The organism is Janthinobacterium sp. HH104 (assembly GCF_001758715.1).
Classification (GTDB): Bacteria; Pseudomonadota; Gammaproteobacteria; order Burkholderiales; family Burkholderiaceae_D; genus Janthinobacterium; species Janthinobacterium aestuarii.
The window spans coordinates 304,120-324,713 of record NZ_LRIB01000027.1 but is presented as its reverse complement, the minus strand read 5'-3'; the positions used below and the strand labels follow the sequence as shown (position 1 = coordinate 324,713).

General features: G+C 64.2%; 15 protein-coding genes. 3 read left to right on the top strand and 12 right to left on the bottom strand.

What is annotated here, in order from left to right:
* Positions 1–147 precede the first annotated feature (147 nt).
* Positions 148–2,862 carry an EAL domain-containing protein gene (locus JAB6_RS10595; RefSeq protein ID WP_070302813.1) on the top strand — a complete coding sequence of 905 codons (2,715 nt, stop codon included), beginning with the start codon at positions 148–150 and terminating at the stop codon, positions 2,860–2,862.
* 197 nt (positions 2,863–3,059) lie between these two features.
* Positions 3,060–4,493: an OmpP1/FadL family transporter gene (locus JAB6_RS10590; protein WP_070302740.1), complete on the top strand. Its 1,434-nt coding sequence runs from the start codon at positions 3,060–3,062 to the stop codon at positions 4,491–4,493.
* A 176-nt stretch (positions 4,494–4,669) separates the two neighbouring features.
* Here JAB6_RS10590 and JAB6_RS10585 read toward each other — a convergent pair whose 3' ends face one another.
* From JAB6_RS10585 to wrbA, 9 genes are read right to left on the bottom strand one after another with little or no spacing between them, the layout of a single operon-like run.
* Positions 4,670–5,761, bottom strand: a complete 1,092-nt coding sequence (locus tag JAB6_RS10585; protein ID WP_070302739.1) for a low specificity L-threonine aldolase — start codon at positions 5,759–5,761, stop codon at positions 4,670–4,672.
* Between the two features lie 10 nt (positions 5,762–5,771).
* Positions 5,772–6,446 (bottom strand): leucine efflux protein LeuE, encoded by a 675-nt coding sequence (gene leuE / locus JAB6_RS10580; RefSeq protein WP_034755533.1) that lies wholly within the window; start codon positions 6,444–6,446, stop codon positions 5,772–5,774.
* A gap of 11 nt (positions 6,447–6,457) precedes the next feature.
* Positions 6,458–8,320 (bottom strand): ABC transporter transmembrane domain-containing protein, encoded by a 1,863-nt coding sequence (locus tag JAB6_RS10575; protein ID WP_070302738.1) that lies wholly within the window; start codon positions 8,318–8,320, stop codon positions 6,458–6,460.
* Between the two features lie 34 nt (positions 8,321–8,354).
* Entirely contained in the window at positions 8,355–9,431 is a 1,077-nt protein-coding gene (locus JAB6_RS10570) for a lipocalin-like domain-containing protein (protein ID WP_070302737.1), read from the bottom strand.
* Positions 9,431–12,022, bottom strand: a complete 2,592-nt coding sequence (locus JAB6_RS10565) for an FtsX-like permease family protein (protein ID WP_070302736.1) — start codon at positions 12,020–12,022, stop codon at positions 9,431–9,433. The genes JAB6_RS10570 and JAB6_RS10565 overlap by 1 nt, the downstream gene beginning before the upstream one ends.
* Positions 12,010–12,438: a DUF4124 domain-containing protein gene (locus JAB6_RS10560; protein WP_139143345.1), complete on the bottom strand. Its 429-nt coding sequence runs from the start codon at positions 12,436–12,438 to the stop codon at positions 12,010–12,012. Before JAB6_RS10560 ends, JAB6_RS10565 begins: the two co-directional genes overlap by 13 nt.
* On the bottom strand, positions 12,435–13,850 hold the full coding sequence (locus JAB6_RS10555; RefSeq protein ID WP_070302735.1) for an FAD-binding oxidoreductase: 1,416 nt from the start codon (positions 13,848–13,850) through the stop codon (positions 12,435–12,437). Before JAB6_RS10555 ends, JAB6_RS10560 begins: the two co-directional genes overlap by 4 nt.
* Positions 13,847–14,260, bottom strand: coding sequence for a DUF2069 domain-containing protein (locus tag JAB6_RS10550; protein ID WP_139089496.1), 414 nt, complete (start codon positions 14,258–14,260; stop codon positions 13,847–13,849). Before JAB6_RS10550 ends, JAB6_RS10555 begins: the two co-directional genes overlap by 4 nt.
* Positions 14,257–14,865: an NAD(P)H:quinone oxidoreductase gene (gene wrbA / locus JAB6_RS10545; RefSeq protein ID WP_034756348.1), complete on the bottom strand. Its 609-nt coding sequence runs from the start codon at positions 14,863–14,865 to the stop codon at positions 14,257–14,259. Before wrbA ends, JAB6_RS10550 begins: the two co-directional genes overlap by 4 nt.
* Before the next feature lie 67 nt (positions 14,866–14,932).
* Here wrbA and JAB6_RS10540 point away from each other — a divergent pair, with 67 nt between their 5' ends.
* A complete protein-coding gene (locus tag JAB6_RS10540; protein ID WP_070302734.1) occupies positions 14,933–16,309 on the top strand; it encodes a YihY family inner membrane protein in 1,377 nt (458 codons plus the stop codon).
* A gap of 64 nt (positions 16,310–16,373) precedes the next feature.
* Here JAB6_RS10540 and JAB6_RS28910 read toward each other — a convergent pair whose 3' ends face one another.
* From JAB6_RS28910 to JAB6_RS10530, 3 genes are all read right to left on the bottom strand, one after another.
* Positions 16,374–17,018 (bottom strand): hypothetical protein, encoded by a 645-nt coding sequence (locus JAB6_RS28910; RefSeq protein WP_072453366.1) that lies wholly within the window; start codon positions 17,016–17,018, stop codon positions 16,374–16,376.
* Positions 17,019–17,164: 146 nt separating this feature from the next.
* Positions 17,165–19,165: a WG repeat-containing protein gene (locus JAB6_RS10535; protein ID WP_070302733.1), complete on the bottom strand. Its 2,001-nt coding sequence runs from the start codon at positions 19,163–19,165 to the stop codon at positions 17,165–17,167.
* 26 nt (positions 19,166–19,191) lie between these two features.
* The gene (locus JAB6_RS10530; protein WP_070302732.1) at positions 19,192–20,583 is read right to left on the bottom strand and encodes a PoNe immunity protein domain-containing protein; all 1,392 of its coding nucleotides are present in this window, start codon (positions 20,581–20,583) and stop codon (positions 19,192–19,194) included.
* Between the last annotated feature and the right edge of the window lie 11 nt (positions 20,584–20,594).

The following is a 20,594-nucleotide window of genomic DNA, read 5'->3' as shown; positions in this document are numbered from 1 at the left end:
GTCACGTACATAATTACGCTGCTGTCTTACCTGCAAACATGACTCTGTGGTAATTTGTGTGTCCTTAAAGAAATACACAGAAACGGCAGACGCTGCACCATGTTCTTGCGACAATTTGTAAATAATAATAACGGCGCCATGGTGGAGATGAGCAGGGCCGATTTCCTCAAGGCCAATTTGCGCCTGATCCTGGCCTGGCCCCTGCTGGGACTGGTCCTGTGCGCGGTGCTGTGGACGGCCACCTTGCTGCAGCTGGAGGCGGAAAAGAAGGTGGCGCAGCAGCAGGCGCTCGACAGCGTGTCGTCGCTGTCGAAAGCCTATGGCCAGTATCTGCTGCGCACCCTGGAGCAGATGGACCAGCTGACCTTGCAGCTCAAGTATGAATGGGAAAATTCGCGCGGCCAGCTGCGGCTCGACCAATTGAAGACGCAGGGCATGTATGCCTTGCCGCAATTTGCCATCGTCGCCATCCTCGACCGCAAGGGGCATCCCGTGACGGCCACGGCGCCGCTGCAGCGCCTGCGGGTCAACGAGCGCAGCGATTTCCTGCTGCGGCACTGGCGCAGCAATTCCAGCGCCCTGCGCATCGCGCTGGGGCGGGCCAATGCCGCCAATGTGAACGATCAGGCCACGGTGCCCGGCGCCGACGAAAGCCTCGTGCATTTCACGCGCCGGTTGGAAGATGAGGATGGCAATTTCGACGGCGTGCTGCTGATCTCGATTCATTCCGGCTATTTTTCCGAATTCTATAACAGCGTCAGTTTTGGCAAGTTCGGCATGTCGGCCATGGTGGGCGAGGAGGGCGAGCTGTTCAGCACACGTCTCGGCTCGCGCGTGCTGCCGGCCCAAAGCGCCCAGGGCACGCCATTCCTCGACACCAGCTTCCTGGAAACGGAGAGCGGCGCCCTGCATTCGGGCGGCAGGATCGCTTTTTCCGACAAGCAAAGCCGCTACGTGGGCTGGCAGGCGCTGAAAGCCTATCCGTTCACGGCCGTGGTCGGATTGTCGGACGGCGAAATGCTGCATCCCTACGAGGAAACGCGCACGATTTATATCGGCATCGCCCTGGCCGTCACCATGCTGCTGCTGGCCTTTACCGCCATCGCCACCATGCTGTCGCTGCGCCTGGCGTGGCGCCACCACCAGTCCGAAGGCGTGCGCAATGCCTACCGCATGGCCACCGAAGGCACGAGCGACGGCTTTTATATCATTGCCGCCCTGCGCGGCGCGGACGGCAGCATCCTCGATTTCGAGATGGTCGACTGCAACGAGCCGGGCGCCGGCTATTTTGGCGTGCGGCGCGAACAATTGCTGGGCATGCGCCTGCAGTCGCGCGCCCATGAGCCGTACTTCCGCGACCTGATCCATAATTACCGGGCCGCCATGGTTTCCGGTTTTTCCGAGGAAGAGATCGAGCTGCCGGAAGGCAACCCCTTCAAGCTGCGCTGGATACGCCGGCGCGTGGTGCGCAGCGGCGACCGCCTGGCCGTCACCCTGCAAGACATCAGCACGGCCAAGGAGCACGAGCGCGACTTGCGCCGCCTGGCCAACGAGGATGGCTTGACGGGCTTGCCCAACCGCTACTGGCTGCAGCAATTCCTGCCCGGCGCCCTGGGCCGGGCCGCCATCGCGCGGCGCATGCTGGCGCTGCTGTTCATCGACCTCGACGGCTTCAAGGATATCAACGATACGCAGGGCCACGCCGAGGGAGATAAAGTGCTGCGCGCCGCCTCCTTGCGCCTGAAGGCCGTGCTGCGGCCGGGCGACCACGTGGTGCGCCTGGGCGGCGACGAATTCGTCGTGGTGCTCGACCCCGTGGAAGACGACAGCCGCGCCGAGCAGGTGGCGCAGCGCATCGCCATCGCCTTCGACGAGCCGTTCTACCTGGGCAGCGAGCGCCACAAGATGGGCGCCTCGATCGGCATCAGCCTGTATCCGCGCGATGGCGCCGAAACGGACGTGCTGCTGAAGAACGCCGACATCGCCATGTATGCCGTCAAAGTGGCGGGCAAGGGCCATCACCGCTTCTTCCAGCCCGAACTGTTCGAAACCATCCGCAGCCGCCGCGAACTCGAGCAAAGCCTGGTGGCGGCGCTGGAGCTGGACCAGTTCCTCGTCGTCTACCAGCCGCGGGTCGACGCCATGAGCGGGCAGCTGTGCAGCATGGAGGCGCTCGTGCGCTGGCACCATCCGCAGCACGGCATGGTGCCGCCGCTGGAATTCATCCCCGTGGCCGAGAGCAGCGGCCTGATTTCGCAGCTGGGCGAAGTCGTCATCGAGAAGGTGTGCCTGCAGATGGCGCGCTGGCAGGCCAGCGGACTAGAACTGGTGCCCGTGTCGATCAACGTCTCGGCGCGCCAGTTCGGCCGTGGCGACGTGCACCAGGTGCTGGCGTCCGCGCTGGCGCGCCACCGCATCGATGCGCGCCTGATCGAGGTGGAAATCACGGAATCGGCCATGATGGATGAACAGAACCGCGCGGTGGAGCAGCTGTCGGCCATCCGCGCCCTGGGCGTGCGCCTGCTGGTCGACGATTTCGGCACCGGATACTCGTCGCTGTCGCAGCTGCAGAAGTTTGCCATGGATGGCTTGAAGATCGACCGCGCCTTCACCATGGAGCTGGGCCGCTCGGAGCAGGGCGAAGTCTTCGTGCGCGCCATCCTGTCGATGGCGCATGCGCTGGGCATGAGCGTGGTGGCCGAAGGGGTGGAGACGCGCGAGCAGCTCGACATCCTGCGCACGCTGCAATGCAACGAAGTGCAGGGCTATTTCATCTCGCGCCCCGTGCCCGCCGAACAGATGCTGGCGCTGATGCACCAGCGCTTTCTGATACCGCTTCCAGCCCCGGCGCTGGCCCTGTAGAACGGCGTGATGGGTGTGGAAAACAACGCTGTTTCATAAAAAGAGCGAACGTTCGCTTTTTTCTAAAAAATATTATATGCTTCGCTCATGCCGTCAGTGAATTGGAGTTCACGGCGGCAAGAAAAGTGCAAGACGGGGCGGCTTGAGATGCCCGCGACAGTGTGCCGAAGACCTTCATATAATAAAGAGAGACTAACTTGAAACATAAATATCTGCCCCTCCTGATCGTTGCCGCGTTCGCCGGCATCTCCTCCACCGCACAAGCATCGGGCTACCGTTTCGGCTCGCAAAGCGTTTCCGCGCAGGGCTCGGCCGATGCCAGCGGCGCCGAAGCGGCCGACGCATCGACCATTTTCTACAACCCGGCCGGCATGTCGCGCCTGGAAGGCACGCAATTCCTGGGCGGCGGCACCCTGGTGGTACCGCATTCGACTTACCAAGACACGGGTTCGAAGACTTTCACCGGCCGCAATCCGGGCGGCACGACCAAGGACTACGCGCCGGACGCCGTCTTCGCGCCAGCCCTGTATGCGAGCAAGAAGCTCAATGATCAATGGACCGTCGGCATGGGCCTGTTCGTGCCGTACGGCGCCAAGCTCGATTACGGCAATGACTGGAGCGGCCGCTATGCGATCACCAACATCAAGCTCGAAGCGATCGCCCTGAATCCTTCCGTTTCCTTCAAGGTCAATGAACACCATTCCTTCGGTTTCGGCGTCACCGCTGAACACATGAAGGCGGAACTGGGCCAAGCGGTCGACGTGCCGGGTTCCGTGGCCTTCCTGGCCCAGCACGCGCCAGCCGCGTCGCAAGCCTTCCTGGCCAATATCGCCAAGACGCAGGGCCTGGCCGCCGCGCAGGCAGCCGGCGCCGCGCTGAAGGGCGCCAAGGATGGCCACGCATCGATGGATGGCGACGACTGGGGCTTCGGCTTCAACCTGGGCTACCTGTACCAGATGAATGAAGGCACGCGTTTCGGTATTTCCTACCGTTCGTCGATTTCGCACAAGCTGAAAGGCGACACGATCTGGGACTTCTCGCAAGTGTCGGACAACGCCGCCGTGAACGCCTTCATCGCCAAGGCATCGAACAAGGTCAATTCCAAGGCGCTGGTGGAAGTGCGCACGCCGGAAACCCTGTCGGTCAACGCCTTCCATCAGATGGATGACCGTTGGGCCTTGATGGGCGACGTCACCTGGACCCGCACTTCGCGCCTGCAGAACCTGGATATCCAGTTCCCGCCGACGGCCGAAGGCGCCGAGCGCATCCGCCAGCAGTGGAAGAACACCTACCGCGTTTCGCTGGGCACCAACTACAAGTACAGCGAAAACCTGCTGCTGCGCGCCGGTATCGCCCACGACCAGGCGCCAGTGCGCAGCGCCGAGCTGCGTCACCCAGCCCTGCCGGACAGCGACCGCATGCAGTACTCGATCGGCGCGAACTGGAAGCTGAACGCCAATTCCTCGCTCGACCTGGCTTACAGCTTCATCGACTTCAAGGATGCCAACGTCAACTACAAGAATGACTGCTCGCCGGTGACCCCTGGCTGCACCGGCAACGGTGAAACCACCAAGGGCCTGTTCAAGACGCGCATGCAGTTGATCGGTCTCGCTTACAACTACAAGTTCTAAGCAGGTAGTGGTGGCCGACCCGGCCGCCATGAAATGAAAAAAGCGCCTTAGGGCGCTTTTTTTTTCGGGGTCAGACCCGCTGGGTCTGACCCCAGCCTTTCATGGGTTTTCGGATGTTGTCGGCTTACGCGCTGCGCGCTAACCCGACCTACCCGACCTACGCCGACCTGCGTTGCTCAGGCTTTCATGCGCATGGCCTGATCCAGCAAGGTCAATGCCAGCCGCACGGTGTCGTCGGGCAGGTCCAGCAAGTTATCTCCCACATACCATTCCACCACGCTGTGGCCGGGCAGGGCGGCGTGGCTGGCGCGGCCGAACAGCCAGATGCCGTGGTCTTCCGCCACCTGGTTGCGGATCGCGATGGCCCGCTCGCGCGAGACGGGCAAGTGCAGGTGCAGCATGTTGGCTTGCGGGGCGGCGGGATTGACGGCAATCGATGGAAAATCGCGCAGCAGCGCGTACAGCCACTGCGTGCGCGCAAAATATTGCGGCATGGCGGCGAGGCGCGCGTCGAACTGCATGGCGGCGGCCACCACGTAGGGCGTACGGTGGACGATATTGCCACCCTGGCGGCGGAACCACTCGCGCGCCCGTTCGACAAACGGGCGGCTGCCGGCCAGCACGGCGCCGCCGAGGCCGCCGATGCCCTTGTACAGCGACACGTAGACGGAATCGAAGCCGCCGCAGATGGCGGGCAGGGACTGGCCAAAACCCGCTTGCGCTTCCCACAGGCGCGCGCCATCCATGTGCAAATGGATGTTGTGCTCGCGGCAGTGCCGCTTGATGTCGTTCAATGCGTCCCACGACGGGCACTGGCCGCCGATTTCGCGCATCGGCAGCTCGATCTGCGCGGCGCCCAGCGCATCGGGCACGGCGCGCAAATCGTCGACCGTCCACGGACGGTGCGGGTCGCCCAGTATCAGGCCCTTGAAGTGGTCGAGCAATTCGTGATTGCCGCGCTCGTGGCGCAGGATGTGCGAGGTCGGGTGCAGCGCCACCAGGCGCGAGCCCCGGTCCTGGCAAGCCAGGCGCAAGGCGGTGACTTGCGTCATGGTGCCCGTGATGCAGAACACGGCCGCTTCGAAACCGAGCAGGCTGGCGATCTTGTTCTCGAACTGTTCGATCAACGCGCCTTCGCCATAGGTGTCGTGCGCAACAGCGTTGGCGTCGCACCAGGCGGCCATGGCGGTAAAGGTGGCCGCTGGCGTTGGCTGGCGGTGGCCGGGCACGACGGTATGGCAGCGCTGGCGCAGCTCAAGCTCGTTCACGGTGTTTTCCTCACAAGGTGGCCGTGGCCAGTTTCGCGCCAAAGCCGATGAACATGGCGCCCACGCCGCCGCCCATGCCGGCCGACAGGCGGCGACGGCGGCGGAAGGTGTCGGCCAGGCGGGCGCCGACAAAGATGATGGCCGTCAGATAGGTAAAGCTGATCACTTGGCAAATCAGGCCCAGGCCGACGAAGGACAGCACGGGATTCGGGAAGGCAGGGTCGACGAACTGGATGAAGAACGAGATGAAGAACAAAATGGCTTTCGGGTTCATCAGACTGATGATCAGCGCCTTGCGGAATGGATCGCTTTCCTTGACAGGCGCTGGCGCGGCAGGCGCTTCACCGTCGGCCGGCGCGGGTGCGCGCAGCTTGCGCCAGCAGCCGATCAGCATTTGCAGGCCGATCCAGCCCAGGTAGGCCGCGCCGATGTATTTCACCACGTAGAAGAGGGCAGGGCTGGCTTTCAGCAGGGAGGCCACGCCGCAGGCCGACAGCACCATCAATATCAGGTCGCCGGCGAAGATGCCGAAGGCGCCCTGGTAGGCGGTGCGCACGCCCCGTTGGGCCGCGACCGACAGCACATACATGGAATTGGGACCGGGCAGGATGACGATGAAGATGGTCCCCAGTAAAAAGGTCCAGAAATCGGTGATGCCCAGGTTGGCGTGGAAAAGTGCGTTCATAATGGTTCTGTTTAATTGAGTTGTACGTGATGGAATTGCAGGGCCGCCAGATTCGCATAGATGCCACCCAATGCGACCAGTGACGCGTGCGTGCCTGTCTCGACGATCTTGCCGTCTTCCATGACGATGATGCGGTCGGCCCGCTGGACGGTGGCCAGGCGGTGCGCGATGATGACCGTGGTGCGTCCCACCATCGCCGCTTCCAGCGCCTTTTGCACCAGGCGTTCCGATTCCGCATCCAGCGCGCTGGTCGCTTCGTCAAGCAGCAGCAGCGGCGGGTTTTTCAGCAGGGCGCGGGCGATGGCGATGCGCTGGCGCTGGCCGCCGGACAGGCGCACGCCCCGTTCACCGAGGAACGATTTGTAGCCGTTCGGCAGGCGCTCGATGAATTCGTGGGCGGCCGCCATTTTCGCGGCCGCGATCACTTCCGCGTCGCTGGCGCCGGCGCGGCCGTAGCGGATGTTTTCCATGGCGTCGGCCGAGAAGATCACGGTATCCTGCGGCACGATGCCGATGGCGTCGCGCAGGGTGTGCAGGTCCAGCTGCTTGATATCGACGCCATCGAGGCGGATGCTGCCGCTTTGCGGATCATAGAAGCGCAGGAACAGCTGGAACAGCGTGGTCTTGCCGGCGCCGGACGGGCCGACGACGGCCACCGTTTCGCCGGCGCGGATGTCGAGGCTGACGTGATTGAGCGCGTGGGTATCGGGACGCGACGGGTACGAGAACATCACGTCGTCGAGCGACAGCGCGGCGCCGGTGGCGGCGCGCGCGGGCAGCGGCAGCGGCGTGACCGGGGATTCGATTTCCGATTTGACGGCCATCAGTTCCAGCAGGCGCTCGGTGGCGCCGGCCGCGCGCTGGGCTTCGCCCATCACCTCGGACAGGGCGCCGATGGCGCCGGCCACGATGGAGGCGTACAGGATGAACTGGCCCAAATCTCCGCCCGTCATCGAGCCTTCCAGCACGGCGCGCGCGCCCAGCCACAGCACGAACACGATGGTGCCGAAGACGAGCAGGATGGCGATCATGGTGAGCAGGGCGCGGGCGCGGATGCGGCGCATGGCTGTCATGAAGGCGCCTTCGACGGAGTCGCCGAAGCGCTTCGATTCGATTTTCTCGTGCGTGAATGCCTGCACGGTGGGCATGGCGTTGAGGATTTCGCCGGCCATGGCCGACGCGTCGGCGATGCGGTCCTGCGAGTCGCGCGACAGCTTGCGCACGCGGCGGCCAAAGACGATGATGGGCACGACGACGAGGATCAGCAGGCCGATGATGATGCCCGCCAGCTTGGCGCTGGTGACGAACAGCATCACCAGGCCGCCGAGGAACAGCAGCACATTGCGCAGCGCCATCGAGATGCTGGTGCCGACGACGGCCTGGATCAGGGTCGTGTCGGTGGTGATGCGCGACAGGACTTCGCCCGTCTGCGTCGTTTCAAAGAAGGCGGGGCTTTGCGTGACCACGTGGCGGTACACGGCGCTGCGGATGTCGGCCGTGACCCGTTCACCCAGCCACGACACCGTGTAGAAGCGCGCGGCCGTGGCCAGCGCCAGGATGGACGCCACGCCGAACAGGGCGAGGAAGACCAGGTCGACGTGCTGGATGCTGCTCGAGCCGGCCGCGCCGCCGAAACCGAGGTCGATCATCTGCTTGAAAGCGGCAGGGATGGCCAGGGTCGAGGCGGCGGCCACCACCAGCGCGATACCGGCCAGGAAGAACTGCTTGCGATACGGCGTCAGGAAAGGCATCAAACCCTTGAACGCGGCCAGGCTGCCTTTTTTCAGTTCGCGGCTGGTGCCGGTGTCGGGCGTGGGTGCGGTGCTTGCGGCGGTTGTTGAACTGGTGCTGCCTGTTTCTGTGCTGGTTGTCATTGTTTTTCGCTTTGATTTACATATTCGGTAGTGCTTATAACTTCATCGGCTGGACATAGCCCGTCATCTCCAGGTAGGCGCGGCCCACCGGCTGGCCGTCGCGCTCCACCGTCACGGCGCCTTCCCAGTACACGGCCCCCGTCGAGCGGCGCGAATCGAGTTCCTGGTCCGGCTGCAGCGGCTTGATGTGCCAGCGCGTGGGGCCAGTGCGGATCTCGGTGGCGACCGGGTATTCTGCCTGCGTGCGGGGCGAGCGCCACAGCTGCGTGGGCGTGAAATCGACGTCGCCGGGCGCGAACTGCGTCATCTTACCGGAGGCATCGCGCCATGTCGCGTGCGCCCATAGTTTAGCACCTGTCTTGCTGCGGATCTGGAAGGCCATCAGGGCGCCGCCGTCATCGAGGTTGGCGCCTATCCAGTTCCAGCCGCTGGCGTCCGCATCGAGCACCTGGCTTGACCACTCGTGATCGAGCCAGGTGGTGCCCGTCACGGCTTCCGGCTTGCCGCCCGCGCGCGCGATCGTGCCCGTCGTGCGCAGCTGCGGCTCGCTGTAGTAGTAACTCGATTGCGCGGGCCGCGCGCCCTTGCGCGAGTAACCGTTCTCGCCCTGCAGCAGCACGGGCTGGGTGGGGGAAAGGGTCAGCTGCAAGTTGAATTCGCGCGCGGCCAGGCTGACCCGGTAGCTGCCGTCTTTTTGCCGCTGCATGCGCCAATCGTCGAGCTTCACGTCCGTGTCGCCCACCTTGGCGTAGGCCAGGCCGAAGCCCTCGCGCGCGCTTTTCTCATCGTGCAGCAGCTTGCCCACCTTCGGGTCGGACAGGGCCGCATGGCCGATGATCAGCTGCTTGGGCGCAAACGCGCTGGGGTTGTCCGCGTCGGTGGCCGTGGCGCTGCGAAAGAAGGTCACCTGGTAGCCCAGTTGTTCGCCACCGGCGGTTTTTACCCAGCCCGTGGCATACCACCATTCCGTTTTATAGGCGGGATGGGCGCCGAAGTCGTGCGGCAGGCGCAGGGTCTGGCCGGCCGGCAGCGGCGTGACGGGGGCGAAGGCGGGCGGCGCGGCCAACGCAGGCAAGGCCAGCGCAAGCAACAAGATGAAAGTATGGCGCATTACCAGTCCTCCCTGACGGCGCGGATGGGGCCAGCGGACAGCGCCTGGCGGCCCGCGATCAGCGCCGTGGCGGCGGCCGCCGTCAGCAGAGCGCCGGCCACCGTGGCGATCAGGGGCCACGGCAGGTGCAACTGCATGGTCCAGTGGAACGATTGCGGATTGACGATGAAGACCAGCACAAAGCTGATCAACAGGCCCAGGACAAAACCGGTGGCGATGCCCAGCGCCGTCAGCGCGCCGCCTTCAATCGCCAGGATGGATAAAATCTGGCCGCGCGTCACACCCACATGGCGCAGCATGCCGAACTCCCGCGCGCGCGCCAGGGTCTGCGCGGAGAACGTGGCGGCCACGCCGAACAGGCCGATGACGATGGCGATCGCTTCCAGCAGATAGGTGACGGCGAAGCTGCGGTCGAAGATCTGCAGGCTCAGGGCGCGGATGGCCGACGGGTTCGACACTTCCAGGCTGGCGCCGAACGGCAGCGCTTTCAGGCGCTGCTGCAGTTCGTCGCCCGTGGCGTCCTTGGCCAGCCACAGGGCCGCATCGCTCACGTCATTGTCGCCGGTCAGGGCGCGGTAATCGCCGAGCGGCATCTGGATGGCGCCGGACGAGCGCGCATAGTCGCGCCAGATGCCGGCAACGAAGAACTGGTGCAAGCCGCCCGCCAGCGGCAGGGCGATGTGCTGGCCCGGTTTGACGTTGTATAGGTCGGCCGCCGCCTCGGACAGCCACACGGGTTTCGCGCCATTGGGCACGGGCAGGGTGTCGCCCACCAGCACCATGCTCTTGCCCGGGTCTTGCAAATTGATGGGGCGCGCCAGCAGCGCCACGTTCGGCCGGTCTGGCGCCAGCGACAGCGAACGCACGCGCTGGAAATCCACCCTGGCCACTTCGGGCAAGGCGGTGATGCTCGCCTGTTCGCGCGGGTTCAAGCCTGCCGTGCCGCCGCTGGCGGCCGTGCGCGCATACACGTCGGCGGGCAAGATCTGCAGCAGCCAGTCATCGACGGAGACGCGGAAACTCGACACCATGATGGCCATCGCCACCATCAGGCTAAAGCTTGACAGCACGCCGCCGAGGGCGATGCCGGCCTGGCCCGAGGCGTTCGCCAGGCGGGCCAGGGTCAGGCTGCGCACGGGCGCATGTTTGCTCGTTTCCGTGCGCAGCCAGGCGCGTTGCAGGAAACGGAAGACGACGGCGGCCAGTTGCGGCATCAGGGCGATGGCGCCGATCAGCAGCAGCGCAATGGACAGGTAGCCGAACAGGGGCAGCTCGAACACGGGCGGCAGGAACGTCAGGGCGCCGGCCAGCAGCAAACAGGCCAGCGCCGGCCAGGTCTTGGCCAGGCGCGTCGTCACGACTTCCTCGCTGCCCGATTTCAGGGCGATGGCGGGCGCGGCGCGGGCCGCTTCCAGCGCGGGCACGGCGCAGCCCAGCAAGGCGACGCCGAGGCCCAGCGCGAAGTAGACGAAGGCGGCGACGGGCGTGAATTGCACCTGCGGCTGCACGCCCGCGAAATAGCCGGCGCCCAGGTCGCCGCCGAAAAAGCGCAGGGCCACGGCGGCCATGGCGTAACCGCCGGCGATGCCGAAAGCCGCACCGACGACACCGAGGCTGGCGCCTTCCAGCAGCACCTGGCGCAGCAACTGGCCCCGCTCCATGCCCAGCACGCGCAGCAGCGCGAATTGGCCGCGGCGGCGGATGACGGACAGGGCCTGCGTGGAAAAGACCAAAAAGGCGCCCGTAAACAGGGCGACGAGGGCCAGCACCGTCAGGTTGACGCGGTAGGCGCGGCTCAGGTTATTGTTGCGGCTATTCTGGTTTTCGTCATTGGGCTGGCCCACCTGGAAACGCCCCGGATACTGCGCTTCCAGCGTCCGCGCCAGGTCCGCCTGGAAGGCGTCGCGGTTCACGCCCTGGCGTAGTTTCAAGTCGATGCGCGACAGCTTGCCCAGCTTGTTGAAGCGCCACTGCGCCGCGCCGATATCCATCACGGCGATGCGCTGGCCGGCGCGCGCGCCCTGCAGCGAACCGGCCACGCGCAGGGACACCGTGCCCGTGCCCGATTGCAGGGCGACCTGGCCGCCTTCGGCCACGGCCAGCCAGCGCAAGGCGGCCGGCGACAGAAAGACGGCGTCGTCGGCCAAGGTGTCGAAAGGCTGGCCTTCGGCCGGCGCGCCGATCAGATCGGGCGAGATGAAGCCGGCGCGGAAGACGTCGAGCGCCAGGATGTGCAGCGGGCCGCCGTCCTTCTTGCCGGCCACCGTGGCTTGCAGCTCCAGCACGGGCGAGGCCACGGCCACGCCGTCGCGCTGCGCCAGCCACGGGTAGATGGCTTCATCGAACAGCGCTTCGCGCCCGGCCACCTGGACGTCGGCCTGGCCGGACAGGCTTTTGACGGCCGTGGAAAATTCATTGAAGGCCGCCGCGTTGATCAGGTGGATGGCAAAGCCCAGCGACACGCCGATGGCGATGGCCAGGATGGCGACGAGGGCGCGCACGGGGTGAAAGCGCCATTCGCCCAGCAGCAGCCAGCGCGACAGCAGGCGCGTCGTCGCCGGGCTGGCCAGCGGCGCACTCAATTCAGGCATTCGACGGCCAGGCGTTCACCGGCGCGCCGCGCTTTCAATTGCGCCGCGTCGCGGGTTTTATCGCCCGCGCCGACGGCGTCCTGTGCCGCCCATTTCTGTTCCAGACGCAGCTGCGCGCAATGCTTGTCGCGCGTTTCCTTCTGCTTGGCGGCCCGTTCGCGCGCCTGGTCAGCCAGATTTTCCTGCTTCTTGCGTGCCGCCTCCAACTGACTGGCCACCCGTTCCTGGCGCGTGGCCGCACCCTTGTCGACGGCGGGCGGAGGCGATGGGACTTCCAGTATCTGCAATTGCCCACCCGTGCAGGGCGTGGCGCTGTAACTGGTCTGGCCATCCTGCACGCATTTGTAGACGTCCTGCGCACCGGCGGAGCCGGCCAGCAAGACCATGGCATATAGCAGGAGGGACGGCGATGTCACAATATCTTCCCTGGATTCATGATGTTCTGCGGGTCCAGCGCCTGTTTGACAGCGCGCATCAGCTGCAGTTCCAGCGGCGACTTGTAGCGGGCCAGGTCGTCTTTCTTCAGCGCGCCGATGCCGTGTTCGGCCGAAATCGAGCCGCCAAAGCCGTGGACCTGGTCATGCACGATGCGGTTGATCGCATCCTGGTTGGCCAGGAAGTCGCGGTCCGTCATGCCGGCGGGCGGCGCCACGTTGTAGTGCAGGTTGCCGTCGCCCAGGTGGCCGAAGCACACGAGCTGGCAGCCGGGGAAGACCGTTGCCAGGGCCGCATCGGTGACGGCGATGAAGTCGGCGATGCAGGAAATCGGCAGCGAGATATCGTGCTTGATGTTCTTGCCCGCCTGCGCCTGCGCCAGCGGGATGTGTTCACGCAGCTGCCATAGTCCCTCGGACTGCGCCACGGAACTGGCGACGACGGCGTCGGCTATCAATTCGTCTTCCAGTGCCGCGCCGATGCTCGCTTCCAGCAGCTCGATGGCGTGCGCCTCGGACTGGCTGCTCGATAATTCCAGCAGCACGTACTGGCCATGCTGCTCCGCGAAAGGCCGCGGCAGTTGCGGGAACTGTTCCGCCACCAGTTGCAGACAGTACTGCGACATCAGTTCAAAGCCCGTCAGGCTGGCGCCGCAATGGTCCTGCATCAGGCTTAATAAACGCAGGGCGTGGGCGGGCGAAGGCATGGCGGCCAGCGCCGTGATGCAGGCTTTCGGCTGTGGATACAACTTCATGACCGCGCCCGTGATGACGCCCAAGGTACCCTCGGCGCCGATGTACAGGTCGCGCAGATCGTAGCCGGTATTGTCCTTGCGCAGGCCGCGCAAGCCGCTCCAGATCTCGCCCTGCGGCGTGACCACTTCCAGGCCCAGGCACAGCTCGCGCGTATTCCCGTAACGCAGCACGGCCGTGCCGCCCGCGTTCGTTGCCAAATTCCCCCCGATGGTGCAACTGCCTTCGGCCGCCAGCGACAGGGGGAACAGACAGCCGGCGGCGCTGGCCGCTTCCTGGATGGTTTGCAAAATGCAGCCCGCATCGACCGTGATGGTGCGGTTGACGGGATCGAGCGCGCGGATGCTGTTCAGGCGCGCCAGCGACAGCACGACGGCCGTGCCGGCGGCGTCCGGAATGCTGCCCAGCACCAGGCCCGTATTGCCGCCCTGCGGCACGACGGGCACCTGCCATTGCGCGCAGGCGCGCAGCACGCCCGCCACCTGTTCCACCGTGGCGGGGCGCAGCACGGCCAGGGCCTTGCCCGTAAACCGGTCGCGCCAGTCGGTAAGGAAGGGGGCCGTGTCGGCGTCGTTGGTGAGTACATAAGTGTCGCCCAGCAGGTCGCGGCAGGCGGCGAGGAAATCTGTTTGGTCAGTCATTTCTTGATGCTCACTTTATTCACTTTTTCCAGCAGCTCTTTGGCCATGCGCTTGGCCGCCTTTTTATACGGGCGCAGATACAGCACGGCGCAGACAAAATAGATGCAGACGATAACCGCTTCGCCCCAGGCCATCAGGGCCGAGGTGGCGTTCGTGTCGCTGTAGCCGCGCACCACGCCTTCCGTGAAGTACAGCAGGATCACCATCGACGACCATTGCAGGGTATAGACGTCGCGCTTGATGACGCCGTACAGTGGGATGAGCAGGGGCGCGGCCTTCAGGACGACCCAGGAGCCGCCCGGCTGCAGCGGGGCGACGACGGTTTCCCACAGCACGCACCAGACGATCAGCGTGACGAGGCTGGCGATGGCGCCCCAGTGAAAATACTTGTGCAGTACGCCGTGCATCATGCGCCTGCCAGTTTCGCGGCGTTTTCCGCCAGGCGCCGGCCCAGGGCGATGGCCAACCGCTTTTCATCGTCGCTGAGCGCCTTGTCGCCGTCGATGCCCGACCAGTGCGTGGCGCCATACGGCGAGCCGCCCGTGGACGTCGTCATCAGTTCGGGATGCGTGTAGGGCAGGCCCATGACCAGCATGCCATGGTGGAAGAGCGGGATCATCATCGACAGCAGGGTCGATTCCTGGCCGCCGTGCAGGCTGCCCGTGGACGTGAATACGCAGGCGGGCTTGCCGGACAGGCTGCCGGCCAGCCAGTCGCTGGCCGTGCCATCCCAGAAGTACTTCATGGCGGCGGCCATGTTGCCGAAGCGCGTGGGCGAGCCCAGGGCCAGGCCCGCGCATTCCTGCAAGTCTTCCAGTTCCACATACGGAGCGCCATCAGACGGCACCTCGGGCGCTGTCGCTTCGGCCACCGTCGAGACGGCGGGCACGGTGCGCAGGCGCGCATCGCAGCCAGGCACGCTTTCCACTCCCTGGGCTATCAGCTCGGCCAACTGGCGCGTGGCGCCATGGCGTGAATAAAACAATACGAGAATAATCAGATTGGTTGGCTTCATCATTGGTATTATAGGGCGCTTTACAGCCTGATACGACTGCTGTCATGGCGCCGTTCTGATTTTGCACATGTTTTCAAAATATATATTCCCGTTCTTTCAATACCTGTGGCGCACCCTGCACATCGGTGCCGACATTGTGCGCGGCCTGACGTGGTCCGAAACGCGCGACCTGCTGCAGTTCGCGCGCCGCCGCGTGCGCGAGGAAAGCCTGCCGCAAGTGGCCGGCAGCCTGACGTTCGCCACCGTGTTCGCGCTGGTGCCGCTGCTGACCCTGGCCCTGGCGATCTTCACCACGTTCCCCCTGTTTAATACCTTCCGCCACGCGCTGGAAGATTATTTCGTGCAAAGCGTGATGCCGAAGGGGATATCGAACACCATCCTCGATTATCTGACCACGTTCGCCTCGAAGGCCACGCGCCTGTCGGCCATCGGCGCGGGCGCCCTGATCGTCACGTCCGTGGGCATGATGGGCTTGATCGAGCGCGTCTTCAACCGGATCTGGCGCGTGCGCCAGGAGCGCCGCTGGACCAAACGCCTACTGGTTTACTGGGCCATCGTCACCCTGGGGCCGCTGCTGGTGGGCGTGTCGCTGACGGTGACCTCGCGCCTCTTCATGGCCACCAGCGGCGTGGTGGGCGCCGTGCCTTTCATCGGCGCCGTGTTTTATACGCTGGTGTCGATCGGCCTGACCATGCTGGCGTTTACCCTGCTGTACATCGCCGTGCCGAACCGCGACGTGGACTGGCGCGACGCGGCCTGGGGCGGCTTGCTGGCCGCGCTGGCGTTCGAGGTGGCCAAGCGCGGCTTCGGCGAATTCATCCAGGAATTCCCCACGTATTCGCGCATCTACGGCGCGCTGGCCGCCTTGCCGCTGTTCCTCGTGTGGATATACCTGAGCTGGATGATTACCCTGGTGGGCGCCTTGCTGGTGGCCGCCTTGCCCGTCGTAAAATATGAACGCTGGTGGTACGAAGCGGCGCCGGGCAGCGAGTTCGTCGACGCCGTCGCCATCCTGAAAGTGCTGCACCAGGCTTGCCGCTGCGCCGATTCGGCCCTGGTGGGCGCGGCCGAGATCCGCCGCAGCACGCGCCTGGGTTTCGAAGAAATGGAAACCCTGCTCGACAAGATGGTGCAGCAGGGCTGGGTGGGACGAGTCAACGTGGATGGCGCCGTGCGCGTGCAGTGGGGCAAGCGCGTGGCCGACAGTTCCGACCACTGGGTCTTGCTGGGCAACGTCAACCGCATCAGCCTGGCCGACGTCTACCGTTTATTCGTCTTCGGCGGCATGCGCGTGAACTCCGGCTATCCGGCCGGTTCCACGAATGAACGCGACATCAAGGCGGCCGAAGAAGCGGCAGCGCTGGCGGCGCAGGTGGAAAACGCCGTGGAGCAGGGACTGGGTTTGAGTCTGGCCCAGCATTTTGGGGAGGTGCGATGTAGTTGAGTAGGGCGTTACAGAGGCATGACATGCGTCCCGCCGTCATGCCCTGTTTGACGCATTGTTGGATTCAACTTTTCTTAACCACTTTTACCGGTTTTTCAAGAATAATACGTTGCGTGTGTTTTTCCTGATTTTTCACCAGTTTTTCTGCACTGATGATGCGACTCCCGGCCTTAAGTGCGCCCCAGGCATAATAGCCAAAAACAAGCGCGCTCAATACCGCTAGCGAAATGGTTGTCCCTACTGACGTCTTTTTTAGTATTTCTTGTGAAAACAAGATAGGCGCATAAGCGATGAATGCCGTCACAATGTAAATTGTCAGATACCATGCCTTGCGCCAATTTCTCGATAAATTGGAACAAAATTTATCTTTGAAGACTATTTTATTGTTGCCACTGCTTTTTGATAATTGCAAATAGGGTCTGCCAAGGACGAAATTTTTCAAGGCTTGTGGTGCTTCCTTTACCGTGAGCAGATATGAAACTTCTTCAACGGTCAAAATGGTTGTTCCAGCCAGAGCTTGATAACCTTTTTCCAAGGCGTAGGGATGCATTCCGGGGAAATTTTCTACATCTTCAAGAAATTTCTTCGAAAAATTATAATCTTCGCGCAATCTATTCCATTTCACCGTGAATAAGTCATATAGAACTTTTGTCGCCGTGATGAAGCCCAGCACAAACATCCCGATTTTTACAAATTCATCCAATTGCATCTTAAAAACTCCTCAAGGTATGGCGGAATAAGATGATAATTATAGGAGGAGGGGAGATTGTTTTTCGTGGGATATTGAAAGCCTTTGATTATTATCAAAGGCTGGCGATTATGTTGTGTAATGAATAAAATAAAAAATTGATAATTTCACCATATTGTTGGTCTTAACGCTGTTTTCAGCGCCACTGCCTTGAACGCTTCCGCATCCTGCGCCCGCACCACGCCCAGATAATACGTATCCTCACCGCCGTGCATGTTCACCAGGCGCAGCAGGTGCGGTGCCAGGTGGGCGGCAATGGCGGCCAGTCCCTCGGCCATGGCGTCGCCGTCTTGCTGGGCCGTCCAGCGGAAGTCCCGCAGCGCGGGCAGGCCGATATGTCGGCCGATGAGGGCGATCTGTTCGACCGATTTCCAGTCCAGGGTGGTGCCGTGGCCCAGCGTATCGGCGGCCGTGGACCACAGAAGGAAAAAGCACGCCGCTTCGGGCGAGTCGCCGTCGTACTCTTCTTCCGGGTCGTCCTCCGCCAGCGCTTCCAGGGTCATGTCCACGCAGCGCGCGGCCAGGTCCGCATCGCCTTGTAAGAGCAGGGCGGCCATGCTGCGCAATTGCCCGCGGTCGGCCTTGGCCAGGATTTGCGCGGGCGTGAAGCTGCGGCGCTTGGCGGGCTTTTTCTTGCCCAGTCCCATGGCCTCGCTGAGCTGCGCTGTGATGTTGGCCTTGAAGTTCTCCACGGTGTCGAACTGTTCCAGCAGCTGGCCCGTGAAATCCATGCTCCAGGCCATGCCATCTTTCACCACATATAAAAAGTCGCTTTGCACGGCTACGCCGCGCAGATGGTGGGCCGGTGGGTACAGCGGCGTGAAAGCCGGTTTTCCATCGAGGGTCAGCATGCAGGCGAGGCCTTGCGCATCGATGGCGAAGATCCGGTTCTTGCGCAGCTTCGGTGGCGACGAGGTGGTGGCGCAATCGATGGCTTCGTACTGGCACGGCGCCAGCAGTTCGCCCTGGTTATTCGCCAGGCCAAACAGGAAGCGCCCGTCGATGCGCTGGCTGACGATGGCGATCTTTTTCTTCGTGCCGAAATCCTGCACGGAGCTGTAGGCTGGCGGCACCACGACCTTGCCCATCTTGTCGACCACGCCATACACATTGCGTTTGTTGTCATCGTCAGCCTGGTCTGTCTGGCGCTTGATGTCGATCAAGCCATCTTCGCGCAGGCATATGTTATCCACCCTGTCGATGAGCAGCGCGCCGTCGGGCAGGCGCAGCAGGCGGCTGGCGCCGTCCGGATCGATTCTCTGCAGCAGGTGGGGGCCGATCACGTACAGGGCACCGGGGGCGGGCGGCAGCACCAGCGTGCCATTCAAGTCCATGACGCCGTGCGCGTCGGGCGCGTCCGCCGTGGCAAAGGTGATCCAGCCATCGTCCGCATAGTAAACACCCAGGTCCACATAGCGCTGCGACAGCGGCACGATCCAGCGGCCATACGGCGTGACCAGGCCGGTGACGTCCGGTTCGCCAGCGGTGCTCACTTCATAGCACAGCGCGTCTTCTTCCCAGCCCACCACTTCCAGGCCTTGCAGGAACGGCAGTTCGTCCGCGCCCAGTTCCTCGACATCGGCCAGCTGCGCGCTGGCCGTGGCCGACCAGTAGCCGGTGGCCGGCGACGCGGCGCCGATGGTCAGCAACGGCGCCAGCGCGTCCCGGTCGCCGCGCAGCAGGGCAGAGTGCAAGGCTTGCGCCTCGGCGCGCAGGGCGTCGAGCCCGGCCGCGTAGTCCGGCGTGCCGATATCGTGCGCGATCAGCTGCACGCCATCGAGGATCAGCCACGGCTGGCCGCCCGCCAGCAGGGCGCTGATGGCGCCGCGCGCGACGATGGCGGCCGCGTCGCGCGGCCTGTCCATCAGGGCGGATAAGGCGTGCCAGCTGGCCTGCGCCTGCGCCATCGGCGCGGCCAGTACGCAGGGGCAGTCTTCGCCATCGCCGTAGATGGGCCAGGCGACAGCTTGCGTGCCGGCGCCGACGAGCAGCTTGAACAGCGTAGGTACGTCCAGCCGCCACTCGGCCAGGCCCGTGATTGCGTCGGTATCGAAGCCGGCCTGGCCGGGTAAAAAGGTGGTGCTGAACAGGGCTGCGGTATTGATCATGTCTCTTCGTTAAAAATGTTGGGGGATCAGGGCGACGGCGGCATGAGCCAGTGCGCCAGCGCGCCGCGCTCTAGGCCCAGCTGCTTGGCCGCGGCGGCTGCCTCGAAGGCCCACAGGCCGTAGTAGCCGCCCAGTCCCTGCGCGCGCAAATGGCCGTTGAACCAGTCCTCGTGGACCAGCGCACCGTGCCAGCTGGCCAGGTAGTGGCGCAAGTGCTCGAGCTGCTGCGCAGGGTCTTCTGCGTCCAGGCAGTCGTACAGGGCGGTATAAGGCTCGGCGAAATACCACTCGTCGATGGCGGGACGCTGGGGATCGACAGCGGACAGCAGCGCTTCGTACACGCCGTCTTCGCCATCGAAGGCCGTTTGCAGGGCGGCCAGGCGCATGGCCAGGTCGCGGCGGCCGAACAGCAGGGTCGCGCCCAGCAGCTGCAGGGTGCGCGCGTAATCGGTCAACTGTTCGAAGTCGAAGGCGGGCAAGGTATCGTCATCGTAGGCCGCAGCCAGGGCCGCGCGCGCCGTCTCGCAGGCAGCGACGGCCGCTTCCAGCGCTGGCTCCACTTCCGGCAAGGGCAAGCCTGCCGTGTAGCGCAGCGAGAATACCTGGTAAGCCGTGCTGGCGGCCGCGCATGCCCAGTAGGCGGCGTCGCCGCCGTCGTCTTCCGCCTGCACCTGTGCGCGTGCGTAGGCGGCCAGCAAAGCGTCGAGGTAGGCGAGGTTGCGGGCAAAATCGAACGGTGCGGGCGGCGTCTGGCGCGGCGTGCAAGGCCAGGGTGTGGACGAAACCGGGCAGGCGTCGGCGCAAGCGCGCTGGATGGCCCAGTCGGCGAACACTTGCTGCAAATATTGCGCCGTCTCGTCGTCGTGCGCGATGGCGCCTGCGCCTACCAGGGTCGTGCCCAGCAGGGTGTAGCCGGGAAAGCGGCTGCTTTCGTAGGCGATGGTGGTCACGCTCTGGATAGCCTTGCCGTCACTGAGGTCGCGCACGCGGAAGTACACATCGTCCCAGCCGGCCAGCGGTGGCGCTGGCGGTTCATTCGGCAAGGTGGTCCAGCGGCCGTCGGCCTGTTCTTCATAGGCGTCGAGCAGTTCATCGATGCCACCGGGGCGGTCGATGCGGTTGTTGGCGTCGTATTGCAGTCCCAGTTCGGCCGCGAATGCCGCCGCGTGGCGGCCCGCGAAGACCAGGTATTGCGCGTTCAGGGTGCCGACCAGGAGGTCCGTTTGCTGGCCTGCCACGGCCAGCGCCTGCGGCAGCCGGTACCAGTGGTGGCCGGGGATGCCCGCCATGGGGCCGTTTTCGTCCGCTTGCGGGTTGGTGCAGCGCAGCTGTTCCAGCCAGTTGTAGCGTTCGTGCCGCGCCGCTTCCGTGCCGCTGCCGCGGCCAGTCAATTCGTCAAACAGGGTATTCAACAACATGTGCATCTATC